Raw genomic sequence first — 25553 nt, forward strand, 5'->3', positions numbered from 1 at the left:
ACGGCCGCGTGGCCAGGTGATACCGGGAGGCTATACCGCGAGGATGTCTTTGGACAGGAGTTCTTCCAGAGGAAGGTCGGGGTCGAGCTCGATCCCGAACCCGCGGGCGTGACCGTCGATGACGAACCAGATCGACTGGGCGGTGAGCCGCTCCAGCGTCTCGGCGGGCAGGCGCTCGCCGGTGCGGGTCAGCCAGCGGCGTACGGCACCGAAGACCGCTCCGACCAGGCCGTAGATCAGCGGGTCGAGCGCCTCGGCCTCCTCCTCGGTGGGGTTGCCCCCGAGAGCGATGACGGCAGTGCCGACGATCGCCGAGATCCGTCCCGCGAGCTGCTCCATCCCCTGCTGGAAGGGGCCGTCGTCACCGCCGTCGATGTCGTGGTCGGCGGCGAGGTGGAGGGCCGGATGGGCCCGGGCCCAGCGGACGTAGGTGCCGATGATCCGCTCGATGATCTCCGGCACCGTGCCGTCCAGGGTGATCCCGGGCATCAGGTCGGACCAGAGCCCGTCGAGGATCGCCTGCTGCACGGCCCGGTCGAGGTCGGCGCGGTCCTCGAAGTGGCGGTAGATGACCGTGCGGGACAGCCCCGCCTTGACGGCGATCTGCTGCACCTGCACGTCGGCGCCCGGCTCACCGGCCTCGATCACCGCGATGGCGGCATCGATGATCTGCTGGCGGCGCTGCTCGTTGTGCTTGCTCCACCGGTCCTGCCGACCGTCGCGCTTCTCCCCGGCCACCCGCTTCTCCCCCTGCTCCCCGTGACGTTGTCGAGAGCGTCTCAGCGCTCCTTGCGACGTCCAAGAGCGTATCGGGGTTTCCGCGACTTCGCGGCGATGGCCCGCATCTCCTCGACATCGGTGATCTTCACCCGCGGACGGCCGGACTCGGCGCCGCGCCGCTTCTCCTCGCGGTCGATCGCCTGCCAGCCGGCCAGGTCGACCATGGCGGGCTGGCGGCCGCGTACGACCGCGGCGATCTCGCCGGCGTCACCCACCGGGGCCGGGATCCGGTCCGTGTCGAGGTCGTCGAGCACCTGCTCGACCGTCTCCTCGGCGTCGGACTTGTTGGTGCCGATGAAGCCGTTGGGGCCGCGCTTGACCCAGCCCGCGACGTAGACGCCCGGGAGCACCCGGCCGCGCTCGTTGGGGACGGTGCCGGTCGCGGCGTCGTAGGGAAGATCGGCCACCGGCAGACCCTTGTAGCCGACCGCGCGCAGCAGCATCCCGGTCTCGAGGACCTCGGTCTCGCCGGTGGGGACGGCCCGGACGACGCCGTTCTCGTCACGCTCGAGGCGGTTGCGACCGACCTCGACCCCGGTGACCCGGCCCTCGCCCAGCACGCGCACCGGTGAGCTGAGGAAGCGGAGCACGATCGTACGCAGCTCCGGACGCACCTCGCGCCCGGCGAGCTCGCGCAGCAGTCGCGTGGTCGTCTCGCCACCGGCCAGCGCTTCCTCGAGCGGAAGGTCGCCGGTGTCGACCACGACGTTGATCCCGGTGTGCCCCATCAGCCCCACCAGCTCGGGCACGGTGAAGGCCGCCTCCTCGGGCCCCCTGCGCCCGAGGACGACGACCTCCCGCACCGCGCTGTCGCGCAGGACCGCCAGCGGTCCCTCGGCGATGTCGGTGCCGGCCAGCCGCTCGGGGTCCTCGGCGAGGATCCGGGCACAGTCGAGCGCCACGTTGCCGTTGCCGACCAGGACGGCCCGCCCCGACGGCAGGGACTCCTGGTCGAGGTGGACGGGCAGGTCCTGCTTGTCCGGGTGGCCGTTGTACCAGCCGACGAAGTCGGTCGCGCTGAGCGAGCCGGGCAGGTCGTCGCCGTCGATCCCGAGGGCCCGGTCGCTCGCCGCGCCGACGGTGTAGACGACCGCGTCGTAGCGGGCGGTCAGCTCGGCGTGGGAGACGTCCTTGCCGACCTCGACGCCCAGGAAGTAGCGGAACCCCGGCTGCGACTCGATCTGCGCGAAGAGCTTCTCGACCTGCTTGGTGTTCTGGTGGTCCGGCGCGACACCGGCCCGGACCAGGCCGTACGGCGTCGGCAGCCGGTCGAAGACGTCGACGGAGATCTCGGGGTGCTTGAGCAGTTCGTCGGCTGAATACATCCCTGCCGGCCCGGCGCCGACCACCGCGACCCGGAACGGTCCGGTGCGGGTCAGCCGGCGCTGGGGGTGGACCAGGGCGAGCGGGGTGCGGTCGGAGTGCGGGAAGACCTCGAAGTACTCCGCGTTGATCGCCAGGAACGGCGCCTGCGCGGCGCTCAGGGTCGTGTGCGGGACGATGGCGTCGGCCGGGCAGGCCGTGACGCAGGCTCCGCAGTCGACGCAGCTCTTGGCGTCGACGTAGAGCATCTCGGCCTCGCCGAAGCCGGGCTCGCCCGGGGCGGGGTGGATGCAGTTGACCGGGCAGGCGACCACGCACGAGGCGTCCGCACAGCACGACTGGGTGACGACGTGAGGCACTTGTGACTACCGTTCTGGGGCGTCGGGCTCGGGGATCAGTACGACGCCGCGCGCGGCTCGGCGCGGTAGCGCGAGGCGCGACCGTCGATGCCGGTCAGCCGCCACAGCAGCTTGGCCGGACCCTTGCGGATGCCGAGGTTGTCGGCCAGGAGGCGTACGTCCCCGAAGAGGTCGCGCAGCAGCTTCTCGGACTCCTCCGACTTCCACCAGATCTCGCGGGCGACCTCGTCCGGGATGCCCATGTCGTAGCGGGCCTGCTTGCTCGGGACCATGATCACGTCGCAGAGCAGGCGCATGATGATCGGGAAGAGATAGGCCAACAGCGTCTTCTTCACACGGCCGAGCTCGGGCACGTGCTGCTCGAGGTACTGGTGGGCGAAGCCGATGTGGCGGGCCTCCTCGGCGATGTGGATCTGCATCACCCGGTTGGCCATGGGGTGGCTGCCGCCGGCGCGCATCGCGCCCTTCTGCAGGTGGTCGATCGGCTCCTCGCCGGCGAGGATGCCGGTGAAGAACGCCTCCGGGAAGAACGCCCCAGCGGAGGCCAGGAGCGGCACCAGGACCTTGAAGTAGGTCGGCGCACCGGCCACGTCCGGGTTCACCCGATTGACCAGCTCCTGGAACATCTGGGTGTGGTGGGTCTCCTCGGTGACCTCGTGGGTCGCGTAGCGGAACTCCGGGTTGTTGTTCTTGGCCCAGACCAGGTGGTTCATGACGCCGCCGATGAGCAGCTGCTCGAACTGCAGGCCGACCTTGGCGACCTGGGCCCAGCGATACATCCCGATCTCGATCTGGCGCTGCTTCGGCAGCGCCTTGTACCAGGGGTGGGCGCCGATCTCGTCGGCATCGTTGAGGATCCAGCGCTCATCGTCCGGCGTGACCGCCAGCTCCGGGGAGTCCCAGGCGATGTCACGGAACGGCTGGAAGTGCACCTCGACCGAGGCCTCGGACAGCGTACGAAGCGTGTCGAGGTAGGCCTGCTTGCCCTGGCGGACGTATCCAGCGGACTTCTCATCCTGAACAGCGGTCATGACGATCGCTCCTTTGCATCGCTGAGTTCTACGTTGAGCTGACGACGTGACCCACGTTACCCGGACACGCGTCCCGATAACAAGAGTACGCGCGACTTCGTGTCGCGTGTATCTTCGGGGCATACGAAAGCGCCCCGTCCCTTATTGGGGACGGGGCGCTGGACGATCACGGAGGCCGGATCTCGACCCGCCCGTCGCTCCCGCTCGCAAGCTCGCGGAAGCGGGGCTCGCTCGATCTCATCGCGTTGTGACCCTGCTCGTTCCTCGCAGGGTCACAGGCTCAGACCTGCTCGTGCGACTCCACGGCGGCGACGATCCGCTCGATGGCCTCCTCGACCGGGATGCCGTTCTCCTGGTGGCCGTCGCGGTAACGGAAGCTGACCGCGCCTGCCTCGGCGTCCTCGCCTCCGGCGATCAGCATGAACGGGATCTTCTGGAGCTGGGCGTTGCGGATCTTCTTCTGGAAGCGGTCGCTCGACTCGTCCACCTCGACGCGTACGCCTGCCTTCTTCAGCTTGCCGGCGATGTCGTAGACGTAGTCGTTGAACGCATCCGCGACCGGGATCATCTCCACCTGGACCGGGGCGAGCCACGGCGGCATGGCGCCGGCGTAGTGCTCGACCAGCACACCCAGGAACCGCTCGATCGAACCGAACTTCGCCGAGTGGATCATCACCGGCTGCTGGCGGGTGCCGTCGGCGGCCTGGTACTCCAGGTTGAACCGGTCCGCGGCCGGCTGGTTGAAGTCGTACTGCACCGTGCCCATCTGCCAGGTCCGGCCGATCGCGTCCTTGGCCTGCACGGAGATCTTCGGTCCGTAGAACGCCGCGCCGCCCGGGTCGGGCACGAGGTCGAGACCGGTCTCGGAGGCGACATCCTCGAGGATCTTGGTGGCCTCGGCCCAGTCCTCGTCACTGCCGACGAACTTGTCCTTGTTGGAGTCGTCGCGGGTCGACATCTCCAGGTAGAAGTCGTCGAGACCGAAGTCCTTGAGGACGGTCAGCATGAAGTCGAGCAGGTGCTTGACCTCGGCCGGTGCCTGCTCCTTGGTGCAGTAGGAGTGGGAGTCGTCCTGGGCGAAGCCGCGCACACGCGTGAGCCCGTGGATGACGCCCGACTTCTCGTTGCGGTAGACCGAGCCGAACTCGAACAGGCGCAGCGGCAGCTCGCGGTAGGAACGTCCGCGCGAACGGAAGATCAGGTTGTGCATCGGGCAGTTCATCGCCTTGAGGCGGTAGTCCTGACCGTCCACGTCCAGCGCCGGGAACATGCCGTCGCCGTAGTAGGGCAGGTGGCCCGAGGTGTGGAAGAGCTGCTCACGCGCGATGTGAGGGGTGCCGACGTACTCGAAGCCGTGCTCGATGTGCTTGGCGCGTACATAGTCCTCCATCTCCCGCTTGATGATCCCGCCCTTGGGGTGGAAGACCGGGAGGCCGGAACCGATCTCGTCCGGGAAGGAGAACAGGTCGAGCTCGCGGCCGAGCTTGCGGTGGTCGCGGCGCTCGGCCTCCTCGATCCGGGTCAGGTGGGCCTCGAGCGCCTCCTTGGACTCCCAGGCGGTGCCGTAGATGCGCTGGAGCTGCTTGTTCTTCTCATCGCCTCGCCAGTACGCCGCGGCACTGCGCATCAGCTTGAAGGCCGGGATCCGCTTGGTGGTGGGCAGGTGCGGGCCGCGGCAGAGGTCCTTCCAGGCGATCTCGCCGTTGCGGTCGAGGTTGTCGTAGATGGTCAGCTCGCCGGCGCCGACCTCGGCGCTGGCGCCCTCGGCGGCCTCGGCGCTGTTGCCCTTGAGGCCGATCAGCTCGAGCTTGTAGGGCTCGTTCGCCAGCTCGACGCGGGCGTCGTCGTCGGTGGTGACCCGGCGGGAGAACTTCTGGTTCGCCTTGATGATCTTCTTCATCCGGGACTCGATCTTGTCCAGGTCCGCAGGGTTGAACGGGGTCTCGACGTCGAAGTCGTAGTAGAAACCGTCGGTCACCGGCGGGCCGATGCCGAGCTTGGCCTCCGGGAAGAGCTCCTGCACCGCCTGCGCCATCACGTGCGCGGTGGAGTGGCGCAGGATGTCGTGGCCGTCCTTGGAGTCGATCAGGACACCCTCGACCTCGTCACCGTCGGCGAGCTCGTAGGCGAGGTCCTTGAGGTCCGCCCCGACCCGCGCAGCGATCACGTCGGGGGTGTCCGCGAAGAGCTCCCACGCCTTCGTGCCCGTAGTGACCGTCCGCTCCTCGCGCCCGTCGGGGGTGAGTACGGCGATCTTGATCTCGGACACGATCTCTCCTGTGCTGTGGTGGTGGGCCGCCCTTCGCTCAGCGGCTCTTTGATCGTATCCATCGTGTTGGCCCCGGTGCTCATCGGCGCGGCCGCCGGCACGGTAGCGTCAGTCGGGATGACACAGATGCGCGCAACCGTGGTCCACCAAGGCGAGCTCTCGGTGCGGTCGGTCCCGCGTCCCGAGCCCGGGCCGGGTCAGCTGCTGATCAAGGTGCTGCGCACCGGGATCTGCGGCTCAGACCTGCACGTCCGCGAGCACGCGGACGAGCTCAACAAGGTGGTCACCGAGATCGGCTACACCACTGCGATGACCCCGGACCAGGAGATCGTGCTGGGCCACGAGATCCTCGGCGAGGTCGTCGCCTACGGCTCGGAGACCCGCGGTCGCTGGGAGCCGGGCACCTCGGTGGCGGCGCTGCCGGTGCTGCGTACCGATGGCGCGGTCCACATGGTCGGCTTCGACGTCGACTCCCCCGGCGGCTTCGCGGAGTACTGCGTCGTCCAGGAAGCGTTCACCTTCCCGGTCCCCGACGGCGTCTCACCCGACCAGGCGGTCTTCACCGAGCCGCTGGCCGTCGCCTTCCACGCCGTACGCCGCGGCGCCGTCTCCGCCCGGCGCCCGGCCGTGGTCATCGGCTGCGGCCCGATCGGACTGGCCGTCATCCTCATGCTCAAGGCGCAGGGAGTGAAGACGGTGGTCGCCTCCGACCTCTCCCCCGCGCGCCGAGCGCTAGCGGTGAAGTGCGGCGCCGACGTGGTCGTCGACCCGCGCGAGTCCTCGCCGTGGGACGCCTACAAGCAGCGCGGCCCGGTGAGCTCGCTGACCGACTACCTCGGCTTCGGGATCGACGCGATGCAGGTCGTACGCCGCATCCCGCTGCTTCCCTGGGAGACCGTGCTCCTCAACGCCGACCGGCTCGGGCAGTCGCCGAGCGGCCCGGTGGTCTTCGAGTGCGTCGGCGTGCCCGGGATGCTCGAGCAGATCCTCACCGCCGCGCCGCTGCACACGCGGGTCGTGGTGGTCGGGGTGTGCATGGAGCCCGACACGATCCGGCCGGCGATCGCGATCCACAAGGAGATCGACCTGCGGTTCGTCTTCGGCTACGACCCGGCGGAGTTCGCGCGCACGCTCGAGCTGATCGCCGGCGGGAAGGTCGACCCCTCGCCGCTGCACACCGGGACCGTCGGGCTCGACGGGGTCGCCCAGGCCTTCACGGACCTGGCCGACCCGGAGACGCACGCGAAGATCCTGGTCGACCCCTGGGCGTGATCCTCGGTTCCGATGGGCGGATGCCTGGCATACCCCGATAGGCTTCGGATTTCGATCGCCCACCGCCTCCGAAAGAGCTCGTGACCCCCACCACCGGCCCCAAGTCCCGTCTCATCCTCCCGTCTCGGCGGATCCTGCTGCTGCAGCGGCGCACCACCGCCGCGGTCGTGCTGCTCGCTCTCGGCCTCGGAGCGCTGGCGATGCTGCTCCCCGTCGCCGCGGTCGCCCAACAGGTCGCGGACCGCTGGAACAGCGGTCGATGGGCGGCGGTGAAGGTGGTGGAACGCTGCGAGTTCGACGCCGGCACCGGCGACATCCTCGCCTGCACCGGCCGGTGGAAGGTCGGCGGCGAGCAGGTGACCGGGCAGATCCATGGCACCCTGCGCGACATCGGCCGCGACCCGGACCCGTCCAAGGCGACCTTCCGGATGTGGGTGGTCGGCACCGACGCCTACGGCGAGCATGCGATCAACCCGTGGCCGGTCCGCATCCTCGGCATGGGCCGCGATCCGGTGCTCTGGGGCGGCCTCGGGCTCGTCGTGCTCGGTCTGGTGGTGCTTCCGACACGGCGGGCGTGGCTGCGTACGCCGAGCGAGGAGTCGCTCTCCGAGGATCTCGTCATCCGGCTGAGCACCCACCCGGCGCACGGGCGGGCCTGGATGGTTCCGGTCGGGCTGCTCGGCGGCCCGGCGCTGGTCGGGCTCGGCGCCTGGATCGCGACCCGCCCGCAGCTGCCGATCGTGATCGTGCTGGCCGGCGCGGCGGTCGCACTGGCCGGGCTGGGGCTCGGCTTCCGGCTCACCTGGCTCGGGCTGAGGCGGCCGCTGGCGGTCGACCTGGGACTGTACGAAGGCGGTCTGGTCCTGGAGTATCCCCGGCACACCGATGTCGTGCTGTGGGAGGACGTCGTCAGGATCGACACCGGTGTCGCCGACTCACGCAAGCCCAACCCGCGCGTCGACATCACCCTGCACCTCGTCACCGGCCGCCCGCTGCAGCTGCCTCAGGTCGAGCACCAGCACAGCCTGGCCGCACATCTGCGCCGGGCGGGAGCCGAGGATTCTGGTGGACGGGTCACCTACCGGTAGTATCTGACCCATCAGCGGCCCGTTCCGGTCTTGCCCCCGGCCGCTCTCGGTATCAACTCATTATGGCGAGACACATCGCTTGAAAAGTTGACTCCTTGTCTCAGCAGAGCTTCAGCGCGCTCGGCGTGCCCGCAGACCTCACCGCCGTCCTCGACCACCACGGCATCACCTCCCCCACCCCGATCCAGGCCGCGACCCTGCCGGACTCCCTCGCCGGCCGCGACGTGCTCGGTCGCGGGCGGACCGGTTCGGGCAAGACGTACGCCTTCCTGCTTCCGCTCGTCGCCCGCCTCGCGGGTGGCGCCCGGGCCAAGTCCGGCAAGCCGCGGGCGCTCGTGCTCGCTCCGACCCGTGAGCTGGTCCGCCAGATCGAGGAGTCGCTGCGGCCGCTCGCAGCCGAGGCCGGCCTGAGCGTGCAGACCGTCTTCGGTGGTGTCGGGCAGAACCCGCAGGTCATCGGCCTGCGCAAGGGCGCCGACGTCGTGCTCGCCTGCCCCGGCCGCCTCGAGGACCTGATCTCGCAGCGTCACGCCGACCTGTCCTCGATCGAGGTCACCGTCTTGGACGAGGCCGACCACATGGCCGACCTCGGCTTCCTGCCCGCCGTGCGGCGCCTGCTGGCGATGACGCCGAAGGGCAGCCAGCGCCTCCTGTTCAGCGCCACGCTCGACAAGGGCGTCAACGTGCTGGTCAAGCAGTTCCTGCAGCAGCCGGTCGTCCACGAGGCCGACTCGGCGCAGTCGCCGGTGGCCGAGATGGAGCACCACGTGCTCCACCTCTCCGCCCGCGAGCACCGCATCCCTGTGCTCGCCGACCTCGCCGCCGCTCCGGGCCGCACCGTCGTCTTCACCCGCACCAAGCACGGCGCCAAGGGCGTCGCCCGCCAACTCGGCCGCGCCGGCATCCCGGCCGTCGAGCTCCACGGCGACCTCTCCCAGAACGCCCGCGTGCGCAACCTGGAGGCGTTCCACTCCGGTCGGGCGACCACCCTGGTGGCCACCGACATCGCGGCCCGCGGGATCCACGTCGACGACGTCACCCTCGTCGTCCACGCCGACCCGCCCGCCGAGCACAAGGCCTACCTGCACCGCTCCGGACGTACGGCCCGCGCCGGTGCCTCCGGCACCGTGGTCACCCTGATGCTCCCCGACCAGGTCAAGGACGTCCGCACCCTGACCCGGGCCGCCGGGATCAAGCCGACCACCACCCGCCTCGACGGACCCTCGCACCCCATCCTGGTCGAGCTGGCTCCGGGCGAGCGCAGCCGCCCGGGCCCGTTCGTCCCGGTCGTCACCCAGCCCCCGCGCCGCCCCGCCGGCGAAGGCACCGGCAACCGAAAGAGCCGCCCCGGCTCGCGTGCCCGCAAGCGCCAGCGGGCTGCTGGCTCGCGCTGAAATCGGGTAGTCCGGTAGCGAACTGCCTATTACCGGCCAGTATTTAGGCAGTTCGCTACCGGACTACCCCGCCAACCACCCGCCAGACTCCGACTCGAGACTGAGGACCCCACCCCTCTGCCGAACTAGGGTGGCCGGGTGACTGTGCATGACACCTCCGGCTCCCCGGGCCGGCTGGCGACGTTCTTCGCGACCGACGACGACTGGGAGCGGGAAGGCTCGATCACGCTCGGCGACTGGCTGGTCGGTGCGATCGTGCTGGTCGCGAGCCTGGCGACCCTGGAGCTGATCCGGGGAGTCGGGACGCTCGACTCCAGCGACGCACCGACCTGGGTCGAGTGGTCGGCCGTGGTCGTCGGCGCGGCGCTGCTGGTCTTCAGGCGGCGCTTCCCGCTCACGATCGCGCTCCTGGCCGGGCTGCACATGTTCGTCACCGGCGTGTGGCTCCCGACCGTGATGGGGCTGCTGCCGATGCAGATCATCTACTTCGTGGCCTTCTTCGCCGGAGCCGCCTGGGCACGTCGCCGGCGGGACATGGTGGTCGTGATGGGGCTGATCACCCTGTTCATGTTCGCCTGGCTCTCCTGGCAGTTCGCGGTCGGCAGCGGTATCGACGAGATCCGCGAGGCGACCGCCGACGCGGAAGGCTCCTCGCTCATCGGCCCGGTGACCGCCTACGTGCTGCTCACCACCATGATGAACCTGCTCTACTTCGCCGGGGCGATCGTCGGCGGCCAGGTCGCCTGGCGGGGCGCCCGGCAGAAGGCCGAGCTGGCCGAGCAGGCCGCGACCATCGCCGCCCAGTCCGGGCAGCTCCAGCGGCGCGCGGTGATCGACGAGCGCCTGCGCATCGCCCGCGAGCTGCACGACGTGGTCGCCCATCACGTCGCGGTCGTCGGCGTCCAGGCCGCCGCCGGGCGCAAGCTGCTCGAACGCGGCCGTCCCGGTGACATCGAGGGCGCCGCCGAGGCGCTCGGCAACGTCGAGGCCTCCGCGCGCGAGGGCGTCACCCAGATGCGCTCGCTGCTCGGCACCCTGCGCGACCCTGCCGGCGACGCGGAGGCAGGGGCCGAACGCGTACGCCGCCCGGAGCCGCGGCTCGAGGACCTGCCCGCGCTTCTGGACGGGGCACGCGAGAGCGGGCTGTGGGTCGACTACCAGGCAGTCGGGCCGGTCGAGGACCTCCCGGTGCCGCTGGCGCACTCGGTCTACCGGATCGTCCAGGAGGCGCTGGCCAACGTACGCCGCCACTCCACCGCCGACCGCGCCCAGGTCGTCCTCCGCGTCGACAGGGCGAACGCCGCACCGTACGCCGAGGTCGAGATCACCGACAACGGCCGGCCCCGGCACGGCACCTCCGGCAGCGGACTGGGTCTGCTCGGCGTACGCGAGCGGGCGGCCATCCGGAAGGCGGAGGTCGACATAGGACCCAGGGCGGTGCAGGGGTTCCGGGTGCGGGTGCGGTTCCCGATCGAGACGGAGGTGCCGGCGTGATCCGGGTGCTGCTCGCCGACGACCAGCAGCTGGTGCGCTCGGGATTCCGACTCATCCTCTCGTTGGAGGACGACATCTCGGTGGTCGGTGAGGCCTCCGACGGCGCCGACGCGATCACCAAGGCGCGCGAGCTGCGGCCCGACGTGGTGCTGATGGACGTGCAGATGCCCGGCACCGACGGCATCGAGGCGACGCGTACGGTGGTGGCCGAGGGGCACGCGAAGGTGATCATCCTGACCACCTTCGACCGCGACGACTACCTCTTCGACGCGCTCGCCGCGGGCGCGAGCGGCTTCCTGCTCAAGAACGCCGACCCCGACTCGCTGGCCGAGGCGGTGCGGGCCGCCGCCGACGGCCACGCGCTGCTCGCCCCGGAGGTCACGATGCGCGTGATCGGCCGGGTGACCGGCGACAACGCCCCCTCGGCCCCCGGCCCGAAGCCGCCCAAGGAGCTCGACCTGCTCACCGCCCGCGAGCGCGAGGTGCTGCTGCTCATCGGCGAGGGGCTGAGCAACAACGAGATCGCCCGTCGGCTGTTCCTCACCGAGGCGACCGTGAAGACCCACGTCTCGGCCTGCCTGGCCAAGCTGCAGCTGCGCGACCGGGTGCAGACGGTGGTCTTCATCCACCGCCACGGCCTCCTTCCGGCCGGCCCGCCCAACGGGTGAGGGCGAGTTCATCCTCGCGACGGATCCGCCGGGCGCGGCGCTGAAATAGCGTGGGTCCCGTTCGTTCCCAACGCAGAGGAGATTCGATGCTCGAGGTCAGCGGGTTGACCCGTCGGTTCGGCGAGATGGTCGCCGTCGACGACGTGTCCTTCCCGGTCCCGTCCGGTGGGCTCACCGGGTTCGTGGGCGGCAACGGTGCCGGGAAGACCACCACCATGCGGATGATCATGGGGGTGCTGGCCGCGCACGCCGGGACGGTGTCCTGGCAGGGCCACGAGGTCACCCGTGAGGACCGTCGCCGGTTCGGCTACATGCCCGAGGAGCGCGGCCTCTACCCGAAGCAGCCGATCCTGGACCAGCTGGTCTACCTGGCGCGGCTGCGCGGCATGTCCACCGCCGACGCGCGCCGGGAGATCTCCGCGCTGCTGGAGCGGTTCGGCCTCGGCGGCCGCATGAAGGATCCGCTGGAGAAGCTGTCCCTGGGCAACCAGCAGCGGGTCCAGATCATCGCCGCCCTCGTCCCCGCGCCGATGGCGCTGATCCTCGACGAGCCCTTCTCCGGGCTCGATCCCGATGCCATCGACGCGATGGCCGACCTGCTGCGCGAGCATGCTCGCGACGGCGTACCCGTCGTCTTCTCCTCCCACCAGCTCGACCTCGTCGACCGGCTGTGCGACCGGCTGGTGGTGATGGCCCGCGGCCGGGTGGTCACCCAGGGGACGGGCGAGGAGCTGCGCGCCGACAGCGCGCTCCGCTACCGGCTCGTCCTCGACGGCGACGCCGGTTGGGTACGCGACCTGCCGGGCCTCCACGTCCGCGACGTCTCCGGTCCCGAGGCCGAGATCGAGGTCGTCTCCCCCGGCGCCGAGCAGAAGCTGCTCACCGAGGCCACCAGCCGCGGGAACGTGCTCGACTTCCACCGCGTCGTACCCCGCCTGTCCGAGATCTACCGGGAGGTCACCGCATGACTCGCAACCAGCCCGTGTGGCAGATCGTCGCCCGCCGCGAGATCGCGGTCCGGGCCACCGACAAGTCGACCCTGATCGGCACCGCGGTCATGCTCGCGGTCATCGTGGGCGTGCTCGGCTTCACCGCGTGGAGCGAGAGCCGCGAGAAGACCTACGACCTCGCCTACTCCGCCACGGCCTCGCAGGCGATGGTCGAGGGCATCGCCGAGCGCGCCTCCGACATCGACGAGAAGGTGAGCATCGAGCCGGTCGAGGTCGCCGACGGGGACGCCGCCCGGCAGGCGCTCGAGGAGGAGCAGGCCGACGCGTACCTGCGGGCGACCTCTGACGGGTGGACCCTGGTCAGCCTGAAGGAGGCCGACTCCGACCTTCGCGACGTGGTCGATCAGGCGATCCAGGAGATCGTCCTCGCCGGCAACGCCCAGGAGGCGGGCACCTCGGCGGCCGTGCTCACCGAAGGATCGCAGGTCGCGTTCGACCAGATCGAGGGCGACAGCGAGCTGAGCGCCATCCGTTGGATCGTCGGGTACGCCCTCGCGATCGTCTTCTACTTCGCCTCGATCATGTTCGGGATGACGCTGGCCAACAGCGTCGTGGAGGAGAAGCAGTCTCGGATCGTGGAGATGATCGCCGCCGCCGTACCGCTGCGGCAGCTGCTCGCCGGCAAGATCATCGGCAACGCCGTGATCGCCGTCGGACAGATGCTCATCTATGTGGCCGTCGGGCTCGTCGGCCTGAGCCTGACCGACTTCAGCTTCGCCCTACCGGCACTGTCCGGCGCGATCGGCTGGTTCGTGGTCTTCTTCCTGATCGGTTTCGTGGTGCTCTCGACCCTGTGGGCGGTCGCGGGCGCGCTCGCCTCCCGCACCGAGGACCTGCAGTCCTCCTCCACCCCGATCACGATGCTGCTCATGGTGATGTTCTTCGGCGCCCTCTACCTCGACGGCATCGGCGAGGTCATCGGCTCGTACGTCCCACCGCTCTCCGCGGTCCTCATGCCGATGCGTCTGGTCGAAGGCACCGCGGCCTGGTGGGAGCCGATCATCGCCGTGGTCCTGCTCCTCGCCTTCGGCGTCGCCCTCGTACGCCTCGCCGAGCGTCTCTACAGCCGTGCCCTCCTCCAGACCGGCGGCCAGCTCTCCCTCAAGGCTGCCTGGCGCCTCGAGGAGTAGCCGAGCCGTCACCCGCGTCGGCCGAGACGTCACTCCGGTCGGTCGAGATGGCACCTCGGTGCCATCTCGATCCGCCTCAGTGACTTCTCGCCCGACGTACCTGACTTCTCGGCATGATGGGGGCAGTCGACGGCGACCCGAGGAGCACAGACATGGCCCGAGAGATCACCACCGTTGTGGAGGACCTGCACTATCTGGAGTGCCCGCGGTGGCACGAGGACCGGATCTGGTTCGTGGACTTCTACTCCCACAAGGTCTACTCGGCCCAGGAGGACGGGTCCGATCTCCGGGTCGAGGCGGAGGTGCCGGGGCAGCCGTCGGGACTGGGCTGGCTCCCCGACGGCCACCTCCTGGTCGTCTCGATGCGCGATCGCCGGATCCTGCGACGCGAGACGGACGGATCACTGGTGACCCATGCCGACCTCAGCGGCCACGTCGTCCACCACCTCAACGACATGGTGGTGGACGAGCAGGGCAGGGCGTACGTCGGGAACTTCGGCTTCGACATCATGGCCGGCGCCGACGTGGCGCCGACGGTGTTGCTGCGCGTCGACCCGGACGGGACGGTGACCGAGGTCGCCGACGACATGTGGTTCCCCAACGGCAGCGTGATCACCGCGGACGGCACCCTCATCGTCGACGAGACCTGCGGCAACCGGATCAGCGCCTTCGACATCGCGGAGGACGGGTCGCTGAGCAACCGGCGTACGTGGGCGAAGTTCGGTGAGCTCAGCACGCACACCGCCTTCGCGGAGGCGATGGGCGATGCCGTGCTCGCGCCCGACGGCTGCTGCCTGGACGCCGAGGGCGCCGTGTGGACGGCCGACGCGGTCTTCGGCCGGGTGGTCAGGGTCGCCGAGGGCGGCGAGATCCTTGAGCAGATCGAGCCGGGCGGCGGCGTCTTCGCGTGCATGCTGGGCGGGAGCGACGGCAGGACGCTGTACGTCTGCGCCGCGCCCGACTTCTTCGAGGAGCCCCGCAAGGCCAACACCGAGGCCCGGCTGCTGGCCATCCGGGTCGACGTGCCGAGGGCCGGGCGCCCCTAGGGTCTGGTCTACGCCTCGGTCCGCTCATCACTGGCGTCCGGCGGCGGGCCGTCGAGACGGCCGGCGCGACTGCGCATCGGCACGGCGACGTGGAGGGCGTTGCTCTCGAGCGCGAAGTCGGCCGGCGTCTTGGTGACGATCTCGCCGTCGAGGTTGACCGGCATCGGCTCCTCGGTGGTGATCCGTACGGCGCGGGTGGTGGTGTGGTGCACCTGCTCGTGCTCGACGAAATGGCCGCTCTTCAGCAGCCGGGCGATGGAGACGTGGTCGCTCAGCTTGCCTCGCACGATCGCGTAGACGTCGAGGAGATCGTCGTCGACCGAGGCGTTGGGCGAGACGGTGTTGCCGCCGCCGTAGTGGCGGCCGTTGCCCACGGCGACCTGGAGAAGGTCCTCGAACTCGACCGTCTCGTGGTCGCCCTCCGGGAACTCCAGCCGTGCGGTGAAGGGTGTGTGATCGCGGTAGGCCTTCAGCGTCGCCACCGGGTAGGCCGCGGGCCCGATCAGCTTCTTCATCCCCGGGCTCAGCGCCTCGGTCACCGCGACGGACAGACCGAAGGAGGCCACGTTGAGATAGGCGTGGCCGTTGGCCCTGCCGACATCGACGTTGATGACCTTGCCCTCGAGCAGCTGCTGGATCGCGGCCTCTGGCTCGAGCTCCAGCTCCAGCGTGCGGGCGAAGTCGTTGGCTGTGCCGAGCGGGACGACGGCGAGCACGACGTCGGTGTTGGCGACGCGGCCAGCGGCAGCGCTCACCGACCCGTCGCCACCGCCGATGACCAACAGGTCCGGCTTCTCGGCGGCCACCTCGTCCAGCGCGGCCTCCAGCTCCTCCCCCGAGTGGACTGCGTAGGAGCGGACGTCCTCGATCCCGGCGGACCGAACCTTCTCCTCCAAGGAATCCAGTGCGTCCTCTCCCCGGCGGGAGCCGGCGTTGACGACGAGGGCGACCTTCACGGAGTCGCGCGACAACAGCGATTGCATATCCACCCTCAGGAGGGTACGCACTCGACCTGAGTCCGCGCTGGCGTGTTCCTGTGCATCGCCTGTGCGGCCCGCGACCGGCCGGCTACCGGCCGACGGCGCCGGGTGTGACCACCTCGGCGAAGACCCCGAACGCCGGCTCGCCGGCCCGGTTGAGCGGGCGGTGCGAGGCGAGGGTCTTCAGCAGCCGTACGTCCCGCTCCCCCGTCTCCGGATGGACGTCGATCACGGCGCAGCGCGGGATGGGCACGCCGATCCGCAGCGTCGCCCCGCCGACCCGGACCTCGCGCCCGAGCCAGGACTCCTCCACATAGGGCTCGTCGGTCTCGACCACGAGCGTCGGCCGGAACCGCGCGGCGTCCACGGGCTCGTCGCCGGCCTGCCCAGCGAGGTCGCGCAGCGACGCCGTGGTGACGACCGTGACCGCACCCGCGAAGATGACGTCGCCTCGCCGAGCACGGGCCAGGCGCACCGGCCGGTCGAGCCACCGCGAGAACAGCGCGGTGTAGGGGCCGTCGACCAGCTCCAGATCGACGTCGCGGCCCCAGTAGTCGCAGGTGAGGCTCTCCCCTGTCACGACCGGCTCGGCGGACACGGACTCCCCGTCGGGCAGCTCGACCTCGAGCCGGTCCTCGACCAACTCGGCGCGCACCGCGACCAGCGACGGGTTCTGGACGGTCCGCAGCACCCGTCCGCGAGCAGGGTCGGTCTCCTCGACCGACACCAGCGCGAAGCCCCGGTCCCCCACGGCCCCCTGGGCGTCGAGCACCACTCGGTCGTGGGGCAGGTGCCTGGTCCCCTTGATCGGCGCGAACCCCGCCCGCACCACCGTCAGCTCATCGATCACGGTGCAAGTCAACCAGCGTTGCGAAACGCCTGGGCACCCTCGGCCGCCAGCTCCGTGTAGCCGGTCGTGCCGGCGCCGAGAAGCTCCTCCGCGGCCCGCTTGACCGCACCGAGCGCAGCGAACGCGAACGCGCCGCCGACCGAGATGCGCGCCGCGCCGGCCTCGGCCAGCTCCGGGACCGACGGGCCACCCGGCAGCAGCAGGACGTTGACGGGGCGGTCGACGGCCTCGACCAGGCGGCGTACGTCCTCGACGGCGATGACGCCAGGCGCGAAGAGTACATCGGCGCCGGCCTCCTGATAGGCCTGGAGGCGGGCGATCGTGTCGTCGAGGTCGTCGCGGCCGCGGATGTGGTTCTCGGCCCGGGCGGTGAGGACGAAGCCGTCACCGGCGGCTCCGGCCGCGGCGGCGACCCGCTCGGCGGCGAGCTCGACGGGGTAGATGGTGTCCTTCTCGATCCCGGCGTAGTCCTCGATGGAACCGCCCGCAAGACCGGCGGCCACCGCGAGCCGGAACGTCTCCTCGACCTCGGTCGTCGTGTCCGCGAAGCCCGCCTCCAGGTCGGCGGAGACGGGCACATCGACCGCCTCGACCAGCGCGGTGGCGTGCGCGATCACCTCGTCGCGGGTGACCTGGCCATCGAGGCGGCCGAGGGTCGCGGCGTACCCGCTGCTGGTCGTGGCCAGGGCCGGGAATCCCAGCGAGGCCAGGACCTTGGCCGAGCCCGCGTCCCAGGCGTTGGGCATCAGCAGCGGGCGTCCGGGCAGGTGCAGCGACAGGAAGTTCTCGGCGAGCGACATGCCGGTCACCCTGCCATGGGACGGCGCGGCCGAGAACCGGATTTCGAGCTTAGGATCGATGAACATGGGGCACGATCACGAACACATCTCACCCGCGGCGGACCGGCGCTACCTCATCGCCGCGATGTCGCTCCTGGGTGTGTTCCTGATCGGTGAGGTGACGGTCGCGATCCTCGCCGACTCGCTCGCGCTGCTCGCCGACGCCGGCCACATGCTGACCGACGTCGGCGCGATCGCGGCGGCTCTATGGGCGATGCGGCTGGCCGCACGGCCGGCGCACGGCCAGTGGACCTACGGCTGGAAGCGCGCCGAGATCCTCTCCGCCGCACTCAACGGGATCACCCTGCTCGTCTTCGCCGCGGTCGTCGCCGTGGAGGCGATCCGGCGCCTGATCGACCCGCCCGACGCCGAAGGCTGGCCGATGTTGGTGGTCGCGCTCGTCGGCTGCGCCGTCAACATCCTCGCGGCCGCCCTGATGGCGCGCGCCAACCGCACCTCGCTCAACGTCGAGGGCGCCTACCAGCACGTCCTCACCGACCTCTACGGTTTCATCGGCACCCTGGTCGCCGCGATCGTCATCCTGCTCACCGGCTGGACCCGCGCGGACCCGGTGGCCTCGCTCGTGGTCGTCGCCCTGATGACGTACGCAGGTGTCTGCCTGCTCCGCGACAGCGGCCGGATCCTGCTCGAGGGGGCGCCGGCGGAGGTCGACGTCGAGGACCTGCGCCGGCACCTGCTCGACGTCGACCATGTGGTCGAGGTGCACGACCTGCATGCCTGGACGGTCACCTCGGGCCTGCCCGCCGTCTCGGCCCACCTGACCCTGCGCCCGGAGTGCTTCGTCGACGGCAGCGCACCGAAGGTCCTCGACCGGGTCCAGGCATGCCTGGCCGGTCACTTCGACGTCGAGCACTCCACCTTCCAGCTCGAGCCCGAGACGCACCTGGCCCACGAGCCGGGGATGCACTGAGGGCTGAGGGTCAGGCCCGAGCGAGCGCGGTGAGCGCCGCCTCGCGGGCCTGCTCGATCGCGTCCTCGGCGACCCCGCACAGCCGCAGGCAGGCCGCGGCGATCGTGGCGACCGTCGTGCTGCCGACCCGGTCCTCGCGGCGGAGGCTGACCACGCTCTCGACCATCTGCACGACCAGCTCGCCGAGGCCGGGTTCGCCGCTCGCCGCCGAGACCCGCTCGCCCGCGGCACGCTGCGCGGCCCGGCCGTAGCCGGCGACGAGGTCACCGCGGAGATGGCCGTAGCGGTCGTAGACGGGTGAGGCGATGACGTCGGGGAGCCGGTAGAGCATGCCGATGTTGTAGGGCATGGCGACCAGCGCGCTCATGTCGCTGACGGCGAGCGCGTAGAGGCCGACGTCGGGCGTGACCGACCCCATCCCGGCCTCGATCTTCCCGGCCTGCTCGACCCGGTCCTGGACCGAGCGCTCGAGCAGCACCGCGAGGATCTCCTCCTTGCTGCCGAAGTGGTAGTAGATGGAGGCCTGTCTCAGCCCGGCACCGTCCGCGATCTCGCGGGTGGTGGTGCCGGCATAGCCGCGGCTCACGAAGAGCTCGGCAGCGGCAGCGAGGATCTGATCTCGGGGGTTCGCCGCAATCTTTCCGGGGAGCAGCCGTGGACGGCCGCGACCCGGACGCGGCGAGATCTGTGACACCGTGGCATCGCCTTTTTCTGTCGTGCGATAGATAACGTGGGAGAGAGTAAGTTTCGCACTCATATCGAAAGAGTCAAGCGTCAGAGGACGTGTCCGCCCCCAAACCCGTCAGTGCGTGAGCTTGAGCCCGACGACACAGCCGACGAGCGCGACGATCAGCAACACGCGGACCGGGCTGATCGCCTCCTCGCCCGCCATCATCGAGTAGCCGACGGTGAGCGCGGCGCCGATGCCTACCCAGACCGCGTACGCGGTGCCGATCGGCAGGGTGCGCATGGCCATCGCGAGCCCCACCAGGCTGCCGATCAGGGCGACACCGAAGACGATCGAGGGAACCAGCCGCGAGAATCCCTCGGTGCGGCCGAGGGCGAGCGCCCACACGGCCTCGAGCACGCCGGATACAACAAGAAAAAGCCAGGACATGACCCACTCCAGACGGCCGTCTTGTCGCGCCTCCGGGTACGGCTCCCTCGTCCGGCAGCCGGTCTCGGCTGACGTCTTCGACCTTAGCAAACCTGTCACACGATAGAAACTTCTCGGCAACAAGGAACGCTGCGTTCTTCAGCACGGGATTCAGAGGCGATTGATGGGAGGATGCACAGGTGACCTTCACCGTCGGCTTCGTCACCGGAGCCACCCCCGACAAATGGGCCCGGACCTGGCGAGACCGCAGCCGTGAGCGGCTCGAGCTGGTCCCCGTCACCGAGGAGGACCAGGAGCGGCTGCTGCGCGAGGGCGAGCTCGACATGTGTCTCCTCCGCCTCCCCGTGGACCGCGACGGCCTCCACTGCATCCCGCTCTACGAGGAGCAGCCGGTCGCGGTGATGGGCCACGAGCACCTGCTCTCGCTGCTCGAGGAGGTCACTCTCGACGACCTCGCCGAGGAGCAGCTGGTCATCCCCGAGCGCGGGGGCTGGACGCCGAGCGCCGAGCAGATGTCGTGGCCGCCGATGAGCGAGAAGGATGCCGTCGAGACGGTCGCCGCCGGCACCGGGATCGCGATCGTGCCGATGTCGATCGCCCGGCTCTACCACCGCAAGGACGCCGTCTTCCGGCCGGTCACCGGCATCGAGCCCACCACCGTCGGCCTGGCCTGGCTGATCGACAACGACGACGAGCGGGTGCAGACGTTCATCGGCATCGTCCGCGGCCGCTCGCGGAACTCCTCTCGCGGCTGAGGCCCCCGGCAAATGCCCGGTGAACGCCTGGCGACATCTGCTCAGCCTGGCTCCCATTCCGGCCAACGGCGCCGCGACTCGTCCCTAGACTCTGCCCGATCCAGACAGAAGGCAGGCGTTTCAGGTGAACCGCACGGGGTGGACGACCGTCGTCGCAGGAGGTCTGGGTCTGGGACTGCTCGCCTGGTTCCTGGTCGCCAACGCGCTCCCGGGCGGTTCCGGGCCAGACAGGCTGGCCGACCCGGTGGCCCTGAAGGTCGCGGCCGGCTCGGAGCTCGACGACGTCCTGTGCGCGGGCGGCACCAGCAAGGCCGAGGAGTCGACCGGCACGCCGGTGCGCTGTGAGCCCAGCGCACTCGTGAGGCGTCTCCGGGAGGAGACCAACGTCGTGCTCGAGCCCGAGTTCATCGGCACCCTCGAGGCCGCCGACGCGATCGTGGCCGACCCGGACCGCTACGACGCCGCCTGGTTCGCCTCCGACGACTACCTGCGCCTCGCCCTGGCGGCCAAGGGCACCGACGACCTGACCTCCTCCGACCCGATCATGCGCTCACCGGTGGTGCTCGGCGTGCACCACGACGTCGCCAACCGGCTCGGCTGGACCGGCGACGCCGACGTCTCCTGGGAGGAGATCGCCCGCCGCGCCGGTGACGGCGAGCTCGGCTTCCTGATGACCAGTCCCGCATCCTCCAACTCCGGCCTGTCCACGCTCGCCGGTGTGGCCACCGCCTTCGACGCCGAGCCGCCGTTGCAGAGCGAGGACGTCGGCCTGGTCCAGGACGACGTACGCCAGCTCTTCAGCGGCCAGCTCGGCCGCGCGGCCAGCTCCGGATGGCTCTCGGACACGTTCCGGGAGAACCCGACGGCCTACGACGCGATCTTCAACTACGAGTCCGAGCTGCTGACGCTCGCGGAGCGGGTCGAGGATCTGGACATCGTCTATCCCAGCGACGGCACCACCGAGGCCACCTACCCGCTCACGCTCGTCGATGCCGAGAAGCAGAAGGCGTACGACACGGCGGTCGCGTGGCTGCGCACGGCCGATGTCCAGGTGGAGCTGAGCGAGAAGAGCGGGCGGAGGCCGGGTCGCACGAGCGTGACGCCCTCCCCCGGCGTACCCGACAACGACGTCAAGACGCTCCCGCTGCCTGACGATCTCGGCACCATCGACGAGCTGATCTTCACCTACTTCGACGAGTTCGCGCCGAAGACTCGGACGACCTATCTGCTCGACACCTCCGCCTCGATGGACGAGATCAAGATGAACCAGCTGCGGCGGGCCTTCGAGGGGCTGGCCGGCGACGACACCTCGATCAGCGGGCAGTTCAAGCGCTTCCGGAAGGGCGAGCGGCTCTCGGTCTACACCTACGCCGACGAGACGCAGTCCCTCGGGTCCCTCGTCGTCGAGGACCAGCCGGCGCGGGACGAGGCGCTCACCCGCCTCATCGACCGCGTCGGCGAGCTGACCGGCCACGGCGGCACCGCCTACTACGACGCCATCGACACGGCGTACGCGGCCATCAAAGCCGCACCCGAGGAGGGCGCCACCACCTCGATCGTGCTGATGACCGACGGCGAGCAGAACGGCGGGCAGTCCTATGCCCAGCTCAGCAAGAAGTACGAGGCGGCCTACCGCGATCTCGGGGTGCCGCTCTACGTGGTGCTCGTCGGCGATGCCGCCACCTCGGCCGACGCGAGCATCGAGCAGCTGGTCGGCTTCGCCGAGCACACCGGCGGCCGCGAGGTCATCGCGAAGGACGCCGCCGACCTCCGCACGATCTTCCAGGAGATCCGTGACTACCAGTAGGCCGCATTCGACGCTCGCCACCATCATCAACTCCGGCTTCACCGCCGCCGGAGCGGTCCTCGCCGTGCCGCTGGCCGGTGCCGCCGTCGCGACGAGCGCGTGGGGCTGGGCACTCGGTGCGGTCGGCGCGCTCGCGATCGGCGCCGGCTCCGGCGCCGTCCGCATGTACCGCCGCGATCGGCCGGTATCCAAGCCGCCGCCACCGCGCGGGATCGAAGGGCGACCGATCCACACCTACTACTTCCTCTCCGAGACCCGCATCGCGATGCTGCACGCCCAGCTCTTCCGCGGTGAGGTCGGAACCGTGCTTCGCGAGGTCGTCAGGAGTTCCTCCGGCAGCGCGGAGGCCGGGCTCGACGTGCCGCCGGTCAAGGCGGTGACCAAGTACGTCCGCGACGTCGCCAGGAAGTACGCCCAGGAGGCTCGGCCCACTCGGGAGACCCTGGTCGGCGACGTGCTGGCCGAGCTGCAGCAGCGCGGGCTGCTGCACGAGCCCGACGGTGAGCTCGACCGGGTCGCCGGCCTGGTCGCGCAGACCGCCTCCGACGACCAGTTCCTCCAGTTCACTGTCGCCGGACCGGACGTTCGCCAGGCGATCCTCGAGGTCCCAGCGCCGGCCACTGACGGGCGCGACAACACCGGGACGCTGGCGCAGAGGAGCCATGGGCTCACCATCACGATGCACGTGGGCAGTCGCGGGAAGCAGGAGGACTTCGACGAGCTCGAGCACCGCGACAACGTGGTCGTCGTCGGCGTGCTCCGCAACCTCAGCACCGCCGACCGGACCGCGACCGTCCGGGTGATCGCGGTCTACTGAGCGACCCGGGTCCGCGCGGGCCACGCGCACGCGGCAGACTTTCCCCCATGCTCGAACCGACCGACCTCTCCGCGCGCGCGACCGAGGCGCTGCGCACCACCTTCGGCGCCGAGGCCACGGTGGTCGGGAGGGCACCGGGGCGAGTCAACCTGATCGGTGAGCACACCGACTACAACGCCGGGCTGGTGCTGCCGGTCGCCCTCCCCCACGCCACCTACGCGGCGGCCGCGCCGCGTACCGACGGCGTCATCCGGATCGCGTCGGGCCAGGAGCCGGAGCCGTTCACCGGCCACATCGACGAGCTCGGCCCGGAGATCGAGGGCTGGGCCGCGTACGTCGCGGGGGTGCTCTGGACGCTGCGCGAGGCCGGCCTCGTCAGCGGCGGCCTGGACATGCACCTGGAGTCCTCGGTCCCGCTCGGCGCCGGCCTGTCCTCCTCGGCGTCGGTCGAGTGCGCCACCGCGGTGGCGGCGCTGGGCGTCGCCGGCCGGACTCTCGACGAGGACCTGCAGCGGGCGGTCGTCGCAGCCGGGATCAGGGCCGAGACCGAGGTCGCCAAGGCGCCGACCGGTGGGATGGACCAGTCGGTCGCCGTCTTCGCCGAGGCCGGCGGTGCCCTGCTGATCGACTTCGACTCCGGTGCGCACCGCAACGTCCCGCTCGCCCTCGGCGAGCGCACGATCCTGGTCACCGACACCCGGGTCAAGCACCAGCTGACCGACGGCGGCTACGCCTCCCGGCGCGCCCAGTGCGAGAAGGCTGCCGCGGATCTCGGGCTGCGCTCGCTGCGCGAGGCCACGCTGGGTCAGGTCGAGTCCCTCGGCGACGACGTCGTACGCCGTCGGGCGCGCCACATCGTCACCGAGATCGCTCGCGTCGAACCGACCGTGACCGCGCTGGGTGGCGGTGACTGGGTCGCGATCGGTGAGCTCTTCGCCGCCTCGCACGCCTCGATGCGCGACGACTTCGAGATCTCCGTCCCCGAGCTCGACCTGGCCGTCGCGACCGCGGTCGACGCCGGTGCCGACGGGGCACGGATGACCGGTGGCGGCTTCGGCGGCTCGATCGTCTCGATCCTCCCCACCGACGCCGTCGAGACGGTCAGCGCGGCCATCGACAAGGCCTTCGCCGAGGCGGGCTACGGCGCTCCGGGGCACCTGATCGCCAGCCCGTCGGCCGGCGCGATGTTCACCGAGGTAACTCGGTGAGCGGTCACTGACTTCGTCGAACTCCGCGAAGTCAGTGCGAGTTCACCGAGTTATCTCGGTGAGCATCCGCGTCGCGGTGGCGGCAGCAGCCTCACGCGCCGCACGCAGCAGGTCGACGTCGGTCTCGGTCCGGCCCGGGATCGGGTCGGCCGCATCGGGCGCGAACGTCAGCGTGCGCACTCCTGCGTGGTGACCGGCCCGCATCTCGGCGACCGTGGCGCGATAACGCTCCGGCCGGTTCCGATAGCGCTCACCAAGGTCCGGGTTCACCCGGCGCAGGTAGCGCTCGATGACCCGGTCGGCCGGCCCGTAGGTCGGCGCCGTACCGAACGGCCGCGTCACCAGCACGATCGCATGCGTCGCCCCGAGCGCCGCCGCCGAGGCGACCGGCACCGCTTCGACCAGGCCGCCGTCGAGCCAGCGGCGGCCGCGTACGGTCACCGGGAGACCTCCGGCCAGGGGCAGCTGGCTCGAGGCGATCACCGAGTCGGTCAGGTCGGTCGGACCGGTGAAGTCGGTGAGCGGGACCGCCTTCGCGGTCACCACGTCGGTGGCCACCGCGGCCAGCCGGGGCGCCCCCTCACGCAGCGCGAGCGACCACTCGAACAGCTCCGCCGAGCGGGCGGTGATCCCGCGGGTGTCCACCATCGACTTGCGCCGCAGCATCCGCCCGGCGCCGATGTACTCGGGCGAGGCGAAGACCGAAGCGTACGACTCGCTGAATGCGCCGATGGTCCCGGCCGCGACCGCGGTCGCGTTGGCGGCACCGGCGGAGGTGCCGACCACCAGGTCGACCGCGTCCACGATCCCCTGGTCGGCGAGCACCGCGGCCATGGTCGCCGACAGCATCCCCCGCATCCCACCGCCCTCGATCACGAGAGCCAGCGTCGCCTCATCATCACTGTTCCCGCTCAGGCGGGACCGGAGCAGCTCGACCACTCCCGATTGCAATGCGTCCACACCTGGATTGTGATCCTACTGAGGAGTAGCACGTGGCATCGGGTCGCTCCGACACGCCCGGGCAGGGGCGCACGTCACACGTTCGGGCGGGTGACGGCCGCGGTCCCGGCAGCCACCTCGTAGTGCGCCGAGTACTCGTCGAAGCGCGAGAGCACCTCTCGGGCCGCCGCAGGCACGACCGCAGCACCCTCGGCCCCGCCGAACGCCGCGACGCCGGCCTCGTCGGCGAACGTCATCACCGTCGCGAACTCGACCTCGTCCCCCAGGTCCCGCCGCAGGACGACCGGTCCCTCGACCCCGGGGATGGCACGAGCGACGATCCCGGGGATCACCTGCTCGGTGAGCACCGTGAAGTAGGCATCCGCGTTCGCGGGAGTGTTCCAGCCCCGCCAGTAGCGAACGATCATGAGCATCCCCTCGGTCGA

General features: G+C 70.5%; 24 protein-coding genes and 1 riboswitch. Of the genes, 13 read left to right on the forward strand and 11 right to left on the reverse strand.

The window, feature by feature from the left end:
- Positions 1 to 30: 30 nt before the first annotated feature.
- The 4 genes from ACIRON_RS11975 to thrS form a co-directional block, all read right to left on the reverse strand.
- Complete coding sequence (locus ACIRON_RS11975; RefSeq protein ID WP_402992519.1) at positions 31 to 738, reverse strand: TetR/AcrR family transcriptional regulator; 708 nt, start codon at positions 736 to 738, stop codon at positions 31 to 33.
- Between the two features lie 41 nt (positions 739 to 779).
- Positions 780 to 2462 (reverse strand): FAD-dependent oxidoreductase, encoded by a 1683-nt coding sequence (locus ACIRON_RS11980; protein WP_402992520.1) that lies wholly within the window; start codon positions 2460 to 2462, stop codon positions 780 to 782.
- Positions 2463 to 2497: 35 nt separating this feature from the next.
- Complete coding sequence (locus ACIRON_RS11985; protein WP_402992521.1) at positions 2498 to 3493, reverse strand: diiron oxygenase; 996 nt, start codon at positions 3491 to 3493, stop codon at positions 2498 to 2500.
- Positions 3494 to 3773: 280 nt separating this feature from the next.
- Positions 3774 to 5762 carry a threonine--tRNA ligase gene (gene thrS / locus ACIRON_RS11990; RefSeq protein ID WP_402992522.1) on the reverse strand — a complete coding sequence of 663 codons (1989 nt, stop codon included), beginning with the start codon at positions 5760 to 5762 and terminating at the stop codon, positions 3774 to 3776.
- Positions 5763 to 5879: 117 nt separating this feature from the next.
- Between thrS and ACIRON_RS11995 the strand changes: the two genes are divergently transcribed.
- The 8 genes from ACIRON_RS11995 (at position 5880) to ACIRON_RS12030 (ending at position 14864) form a co-directional block, all read left to right on the forward strand.
- Complete coding sequence (locus tag ACIRON_RS11995) at positions 5880 to 7034, forward strand: zinc-binding dehydrogenase (protein WP_402992523.1); 1155 nt, start codon at positions 5880 to 5882, stop codon at positions 7032 to 7034.
- 80 nt (positions 7035 to 7114) lie between these two features.
- Entirely contained in the window at positions 7115 to 8122 is a 1008-nt protein-coding gene (locus ACIRON_RS12000) for a hypothetical protein (protein WP_402992524.1), read from the forward strand.
- A gap of 95 nt (positions 8123 to 8217) precedes the next feature.
- Positions 8218 to 9516 (forward strand): DEAD/DEAH box helicase, encoded by a 1299-nt coding sequence (locus ACIRON_RS12005; protein WP_402992525.1) that lies wholly within the window; start codon positions 8218 to 8220, stop codon positions 9514 to 9516.
- Positions 9517 to 9654: 138 nt separating this feature from the next.
- Entirely contained in the window at positions 9655 to 11010 is a 1356-nt protein-coding gene (locus tag ACIRON_RS12010; RefSeq protein ID WP_402992526.1) for a sensor histidine kinase, read from the forward strand.
- Complete coding sequence (locus ACIRON_RS12015) at positions 11007 to 11678, forward strand: response regulator (RefSeq protein ID WP_402992527.1); 672 nt, start codon at positions 11007 to 11009, stop codon at positions 11676 to 11678. The genes ACIRON_RS12010 and ACIRON_RS12015 overlap by 4 nt, the downstream gene beginning before the upstream one ends.
- Positions 11679 to 11764: 86 nt before the next feature.
- A complete protein-coding gene (locus ACIRON_RS12020) occupies positions 11765 to 12646 on the forward strand; it encodes an ABC transporter ATP-binding protein (protein WP_402992528.1) in 882 nt (293 codons plus the stop codon).
- On the forward strand, positions 12643 to 13818 hold the full coding sequence (locus ACIRON_RS12025) for an ABC transporter permease (protein ID WP_402992529.1): 1176 nt from the start codon (positions 12643 to 12645) through the stop codon (positions 13816 to 13818). The genes ACIRON_RS12020 and ACIRON_RS12025 overlap by 4 nt, the downstream gene beginning before the upstream one ends.
- Before the next feature lie 152 nt (positions 13819 to 13970).
- Entirely contained in the window at positions 13971 to 14864 is an 894-nt protein-coding gene (locus ACIRON_RS12030; RefSeq protein WP_402992530.1) for an SMP-30/gluconolactonase/LRE family protein, read from the forward strand.
- Between the two features lie 8 nt (positions 14865 to 14872).
- Here the strand turns inward: ACIRON_RS12030 and ACIRON_RS12035 are convergent, their stop codons facing one another.
- The 3 genes from ACIRON_RS12035 to ACIRON_RS12045 form a co-directional block, all read right to left on the reverse strand.
- Positions 14873 to 15847, reverse strand: coding sequence for a lipid kinase (locus ACIRON_RS12035; RefSeq protein ID WP_402992558.1), 975 nt, complete (start codon positions 15845 to 15847; stop codon positions 14873 to 14875).
- Positions 15848 to 15932: 85 nt separating this feature from the next.
- On the reverse strand, positions 15933 to 16694 hold the full coding sequence (locus tag ACIRON_RS12040; RefSeq protein ID WP_402992531.1) for an MOSC domain-containing protein: 762 nt from the start codon (positions 16692 to 16694) through the stop codon (positions 15933 to 15935).
- Between the two features lie 8 nt (positions 16695 to 16702).
- Complete coding sequence (locus ACIRON_RS12045) at positions 16703 to 17494, reverse strand: isocitrate lyase/phosphoenolpyruvate mutase family protein (protein WP_402992532.1); 792 nt, start codon at positions 17492 to 17494, stop codon at positions 16703 to 16705.
- 58 nt (positions 17495 to 17552) lie between these two features.
- Between ACIRON_RS12045 and ACIRON_RS12050 the strand changes: the two genes are divergently transcribed.
- Positions 17553 to 18464: a cation diffusion facilitator family transporter gene (locus ACIRON_RS12050; protein ID WP_091041173.1), complete on the forward strand. Its 912-nt coding sequence runs from the start codon at positions 17553 to 17555 to the stop codon at positions 18462 to 18464.
- Positions 18465 to 18474: 10 nt separating this feature from the next.
- On the opposite strand, the gene ACIRON_RS12055 is transcribed toward ACIRON_RS12050, so the two are convergent.
- Complete coding sequence (locus tag ACIRON_RS12055) at positions 18475 to 19158, reverse strand: TetR/AcrR family transcriptional regulator (RefSeq protein WP_176883528.1); 684 nt, start codon at positions 19156 to 19158, stop codon at positions 18475 to 18477.
- Between the two features lie 108 nt (positions 19159 to 19266).
- The gene (locus ACIRON_RS12060) at positions 19267 to 19581 is read right to left on the reverse strand and encodes a DMT family transporter (protein WP_402992533.1); all 315 of its coding nucleotides are present in this window, start codon (positions 19579 to 19581) and stop codon (positions 19267 to 19269) included.
- Between the two features lie 11 nt (positions 19582 to 19592).
- A riboswitch (guanidine-III (ykkC-III) riboswitch) is annotated at positions 19593 to 19656 on the reverse strand.
- Between the two features lie 104 nt (positions 19657 to 19760).
- On the opposite strand from ACIRON_RS12060, the gene ACIRON_RS12065 reads away from it, so the two are divergent.
- The 4 genes from ACIRON_RS12065 (at position 19761) to galK (ending at position 24168) form a co-directional block, all read left to right on the forward strand.
- Positions 19761 to 20336 carry a LysR family substrate-binding domain-containing protein gene (locus tag ACIRON_RS12065; RefSeq protein WP_378872354.1) on the forward strand — a complete coding sequence of 192 codons (576 nt, stop codon included), beginning with the start codon at positions 19761 to 19763 and terminating at the stop codon, positions 20334 to 20336.
- A gap of 124 nt (positions 20337 to 20460) precedes the next feature.
- Positions 20461 to 22143: a VWA domain-containing protein gene (locus ACIRON_RS12070; protein WP_402992534.1), complete on the forward strand. Its 1683-nt coding sequence runs from the start codon at positions 20461 to 20463 to the stop codon at positions 22141 to 22143.
- A complete protein-coding gene (locus ACIRON_RS12075) occupies positions 22130 to 22960 on the forward strand; it encodes a hypothetical protein (protein ID WP_402992535.1) in 831 nt (276 codons plus the stop codon). The genes ACIRON_RS12070 and ACIRON_RS12075 overlap by 14 nt, the downstream gene beginning before the upstream one ends.
- Positions 22961 to 23007: 47 nt before the next feature.
- Positions 23008 to 24168, forward strand: coding sequence for a galactokinase (galK, locus tag ACIRON_RS12080; RefSeq protein WP_402992536.1), 1161 nt, complete (start codon positions 23008 to 23010; stop codon positions 24166 to 24168).
- A gap of 42 nt (positions 24169 to 24210) precedes the next feature.
- Here the strand turns inward: galK and ACIRON_RS12085 are convergent, their stop codons facing one another.
- A complete protein-coding gene (locus ACIRON_RS12085) occupies positions 24211 to 25128 on the reverse strand; it encodes a patatin-like phospholipase family protein (protein ID WP_402992537.1) in 918 nt (305 codons plus the stop codon).
- Positions 25129 to 25202: 74 nt separating this feature from the next.
- On the reverse strand, positions 25203 to 25535 hold the full coding sequence (locus tag ACIRON_RS12090) for a hypothetical protein (RefSeq protein ID WP_402992538.1): 333 nt from the start codon (positions 25533 to 25535) through the stop codon (positions 25203 to 25205).
- Positions 25536 to 25553 lie beyond the last annotated feature (18 nt).

This window comes from Nocardioides sp. NPDC101246, from assembly GCF_044767415.1.
Lineage (GTDB): Bacteria > Actinomycetota > Actinomycetes > Propionibacteriales > Nocardioidaceae > Nocardioides.

What these genes read in the sequence shown, in the direction of transcription:
- ACIRON_RS12060 (WP_402992533.1), bottom strand. Translation starts at nt 19,581, where the DNA reads ATGTCCTGGCTTTTTCTTGTTGTATCCGGCGTGCTCGAGGCCGTGTGG.
- ACIRON_RS12020 (WP_402992528.1), top strand. Translation starts at nt 11,765, where the DNA reads ATGCTCGAGGTCAGCGGGTTGACCCGTCGGTTCGGCGAGATGGTCGCC.
- ACIRON_RS12030 (WP_402992530.1), top strand. Translation starts at nt 13,971, where the DNA reads ATGGCCCGAGAGATCACCACCGTTGTGGAGGACCTGCACTATCTGGAG.
- ACIRON_RS12035 (WP_402992558.1), bottom strand. Translation starts at nt 15,847, where the DNA reads ATGCAATCGCTGTTGTCGCGCGACTCCGTGAAGGTCGCCCTCGTCGTC.
- ACIRON_RS12050 (WP_091041173.1), top strand. Translation starts at nt 17,553, where the DNA reads ATGAACATGGGGCACGATCACGAACACATCTCACCCGCGGCGGACCGG.
- ACIRON_RS12045 (WP_402992532.1), bottom strand. Translation starts at nt 17,494, where the DNA reads ATGTCGCTCGCCGAGAACTTCCTGTCGCTGCACCTGCCCGGACGCCCG.
- ACIRON_RS11985 (WP_402992521.1), bottom strand. Translation starts at nt 3,493, where the DNA reads ATGACCGCTGTTCAGGATGAGAAGTCCGCTGGATACGTCCGCCAGGGC.
- ACIRON_RS12090 (WP_402992538.1), bottom strand. Translation starts at nt 25,535, where the DNA reads ATGATCGTTCGCTACTGGCGGGGCTGGAACACTCCCGCGAACGCGGAT.
- galK (WP_402992536.1), top strand. Translation starts at nt 23,008, where the DNA reads ATGCTCGAACCGACCGACCTCTCCGCGCGCGCGACCGAGGCGCTGCGC.
- ACIRON_RS11995 (WP_402992523.1), top strand. Translation starts at nt 5,880, where the DNA reads ATGACACAGATGCGCGCAACCGTGGTCCACCAAGGCGAGCTCTCGGTG.
- ACIRON_RS12025 (WP_402992529.1), top strand. Translation starts at nt 12,643, where the DNA reads ATGACTCGCAACCAGCCCGTGTGGCAGATCGTCGCCCGCCGCGAGATC.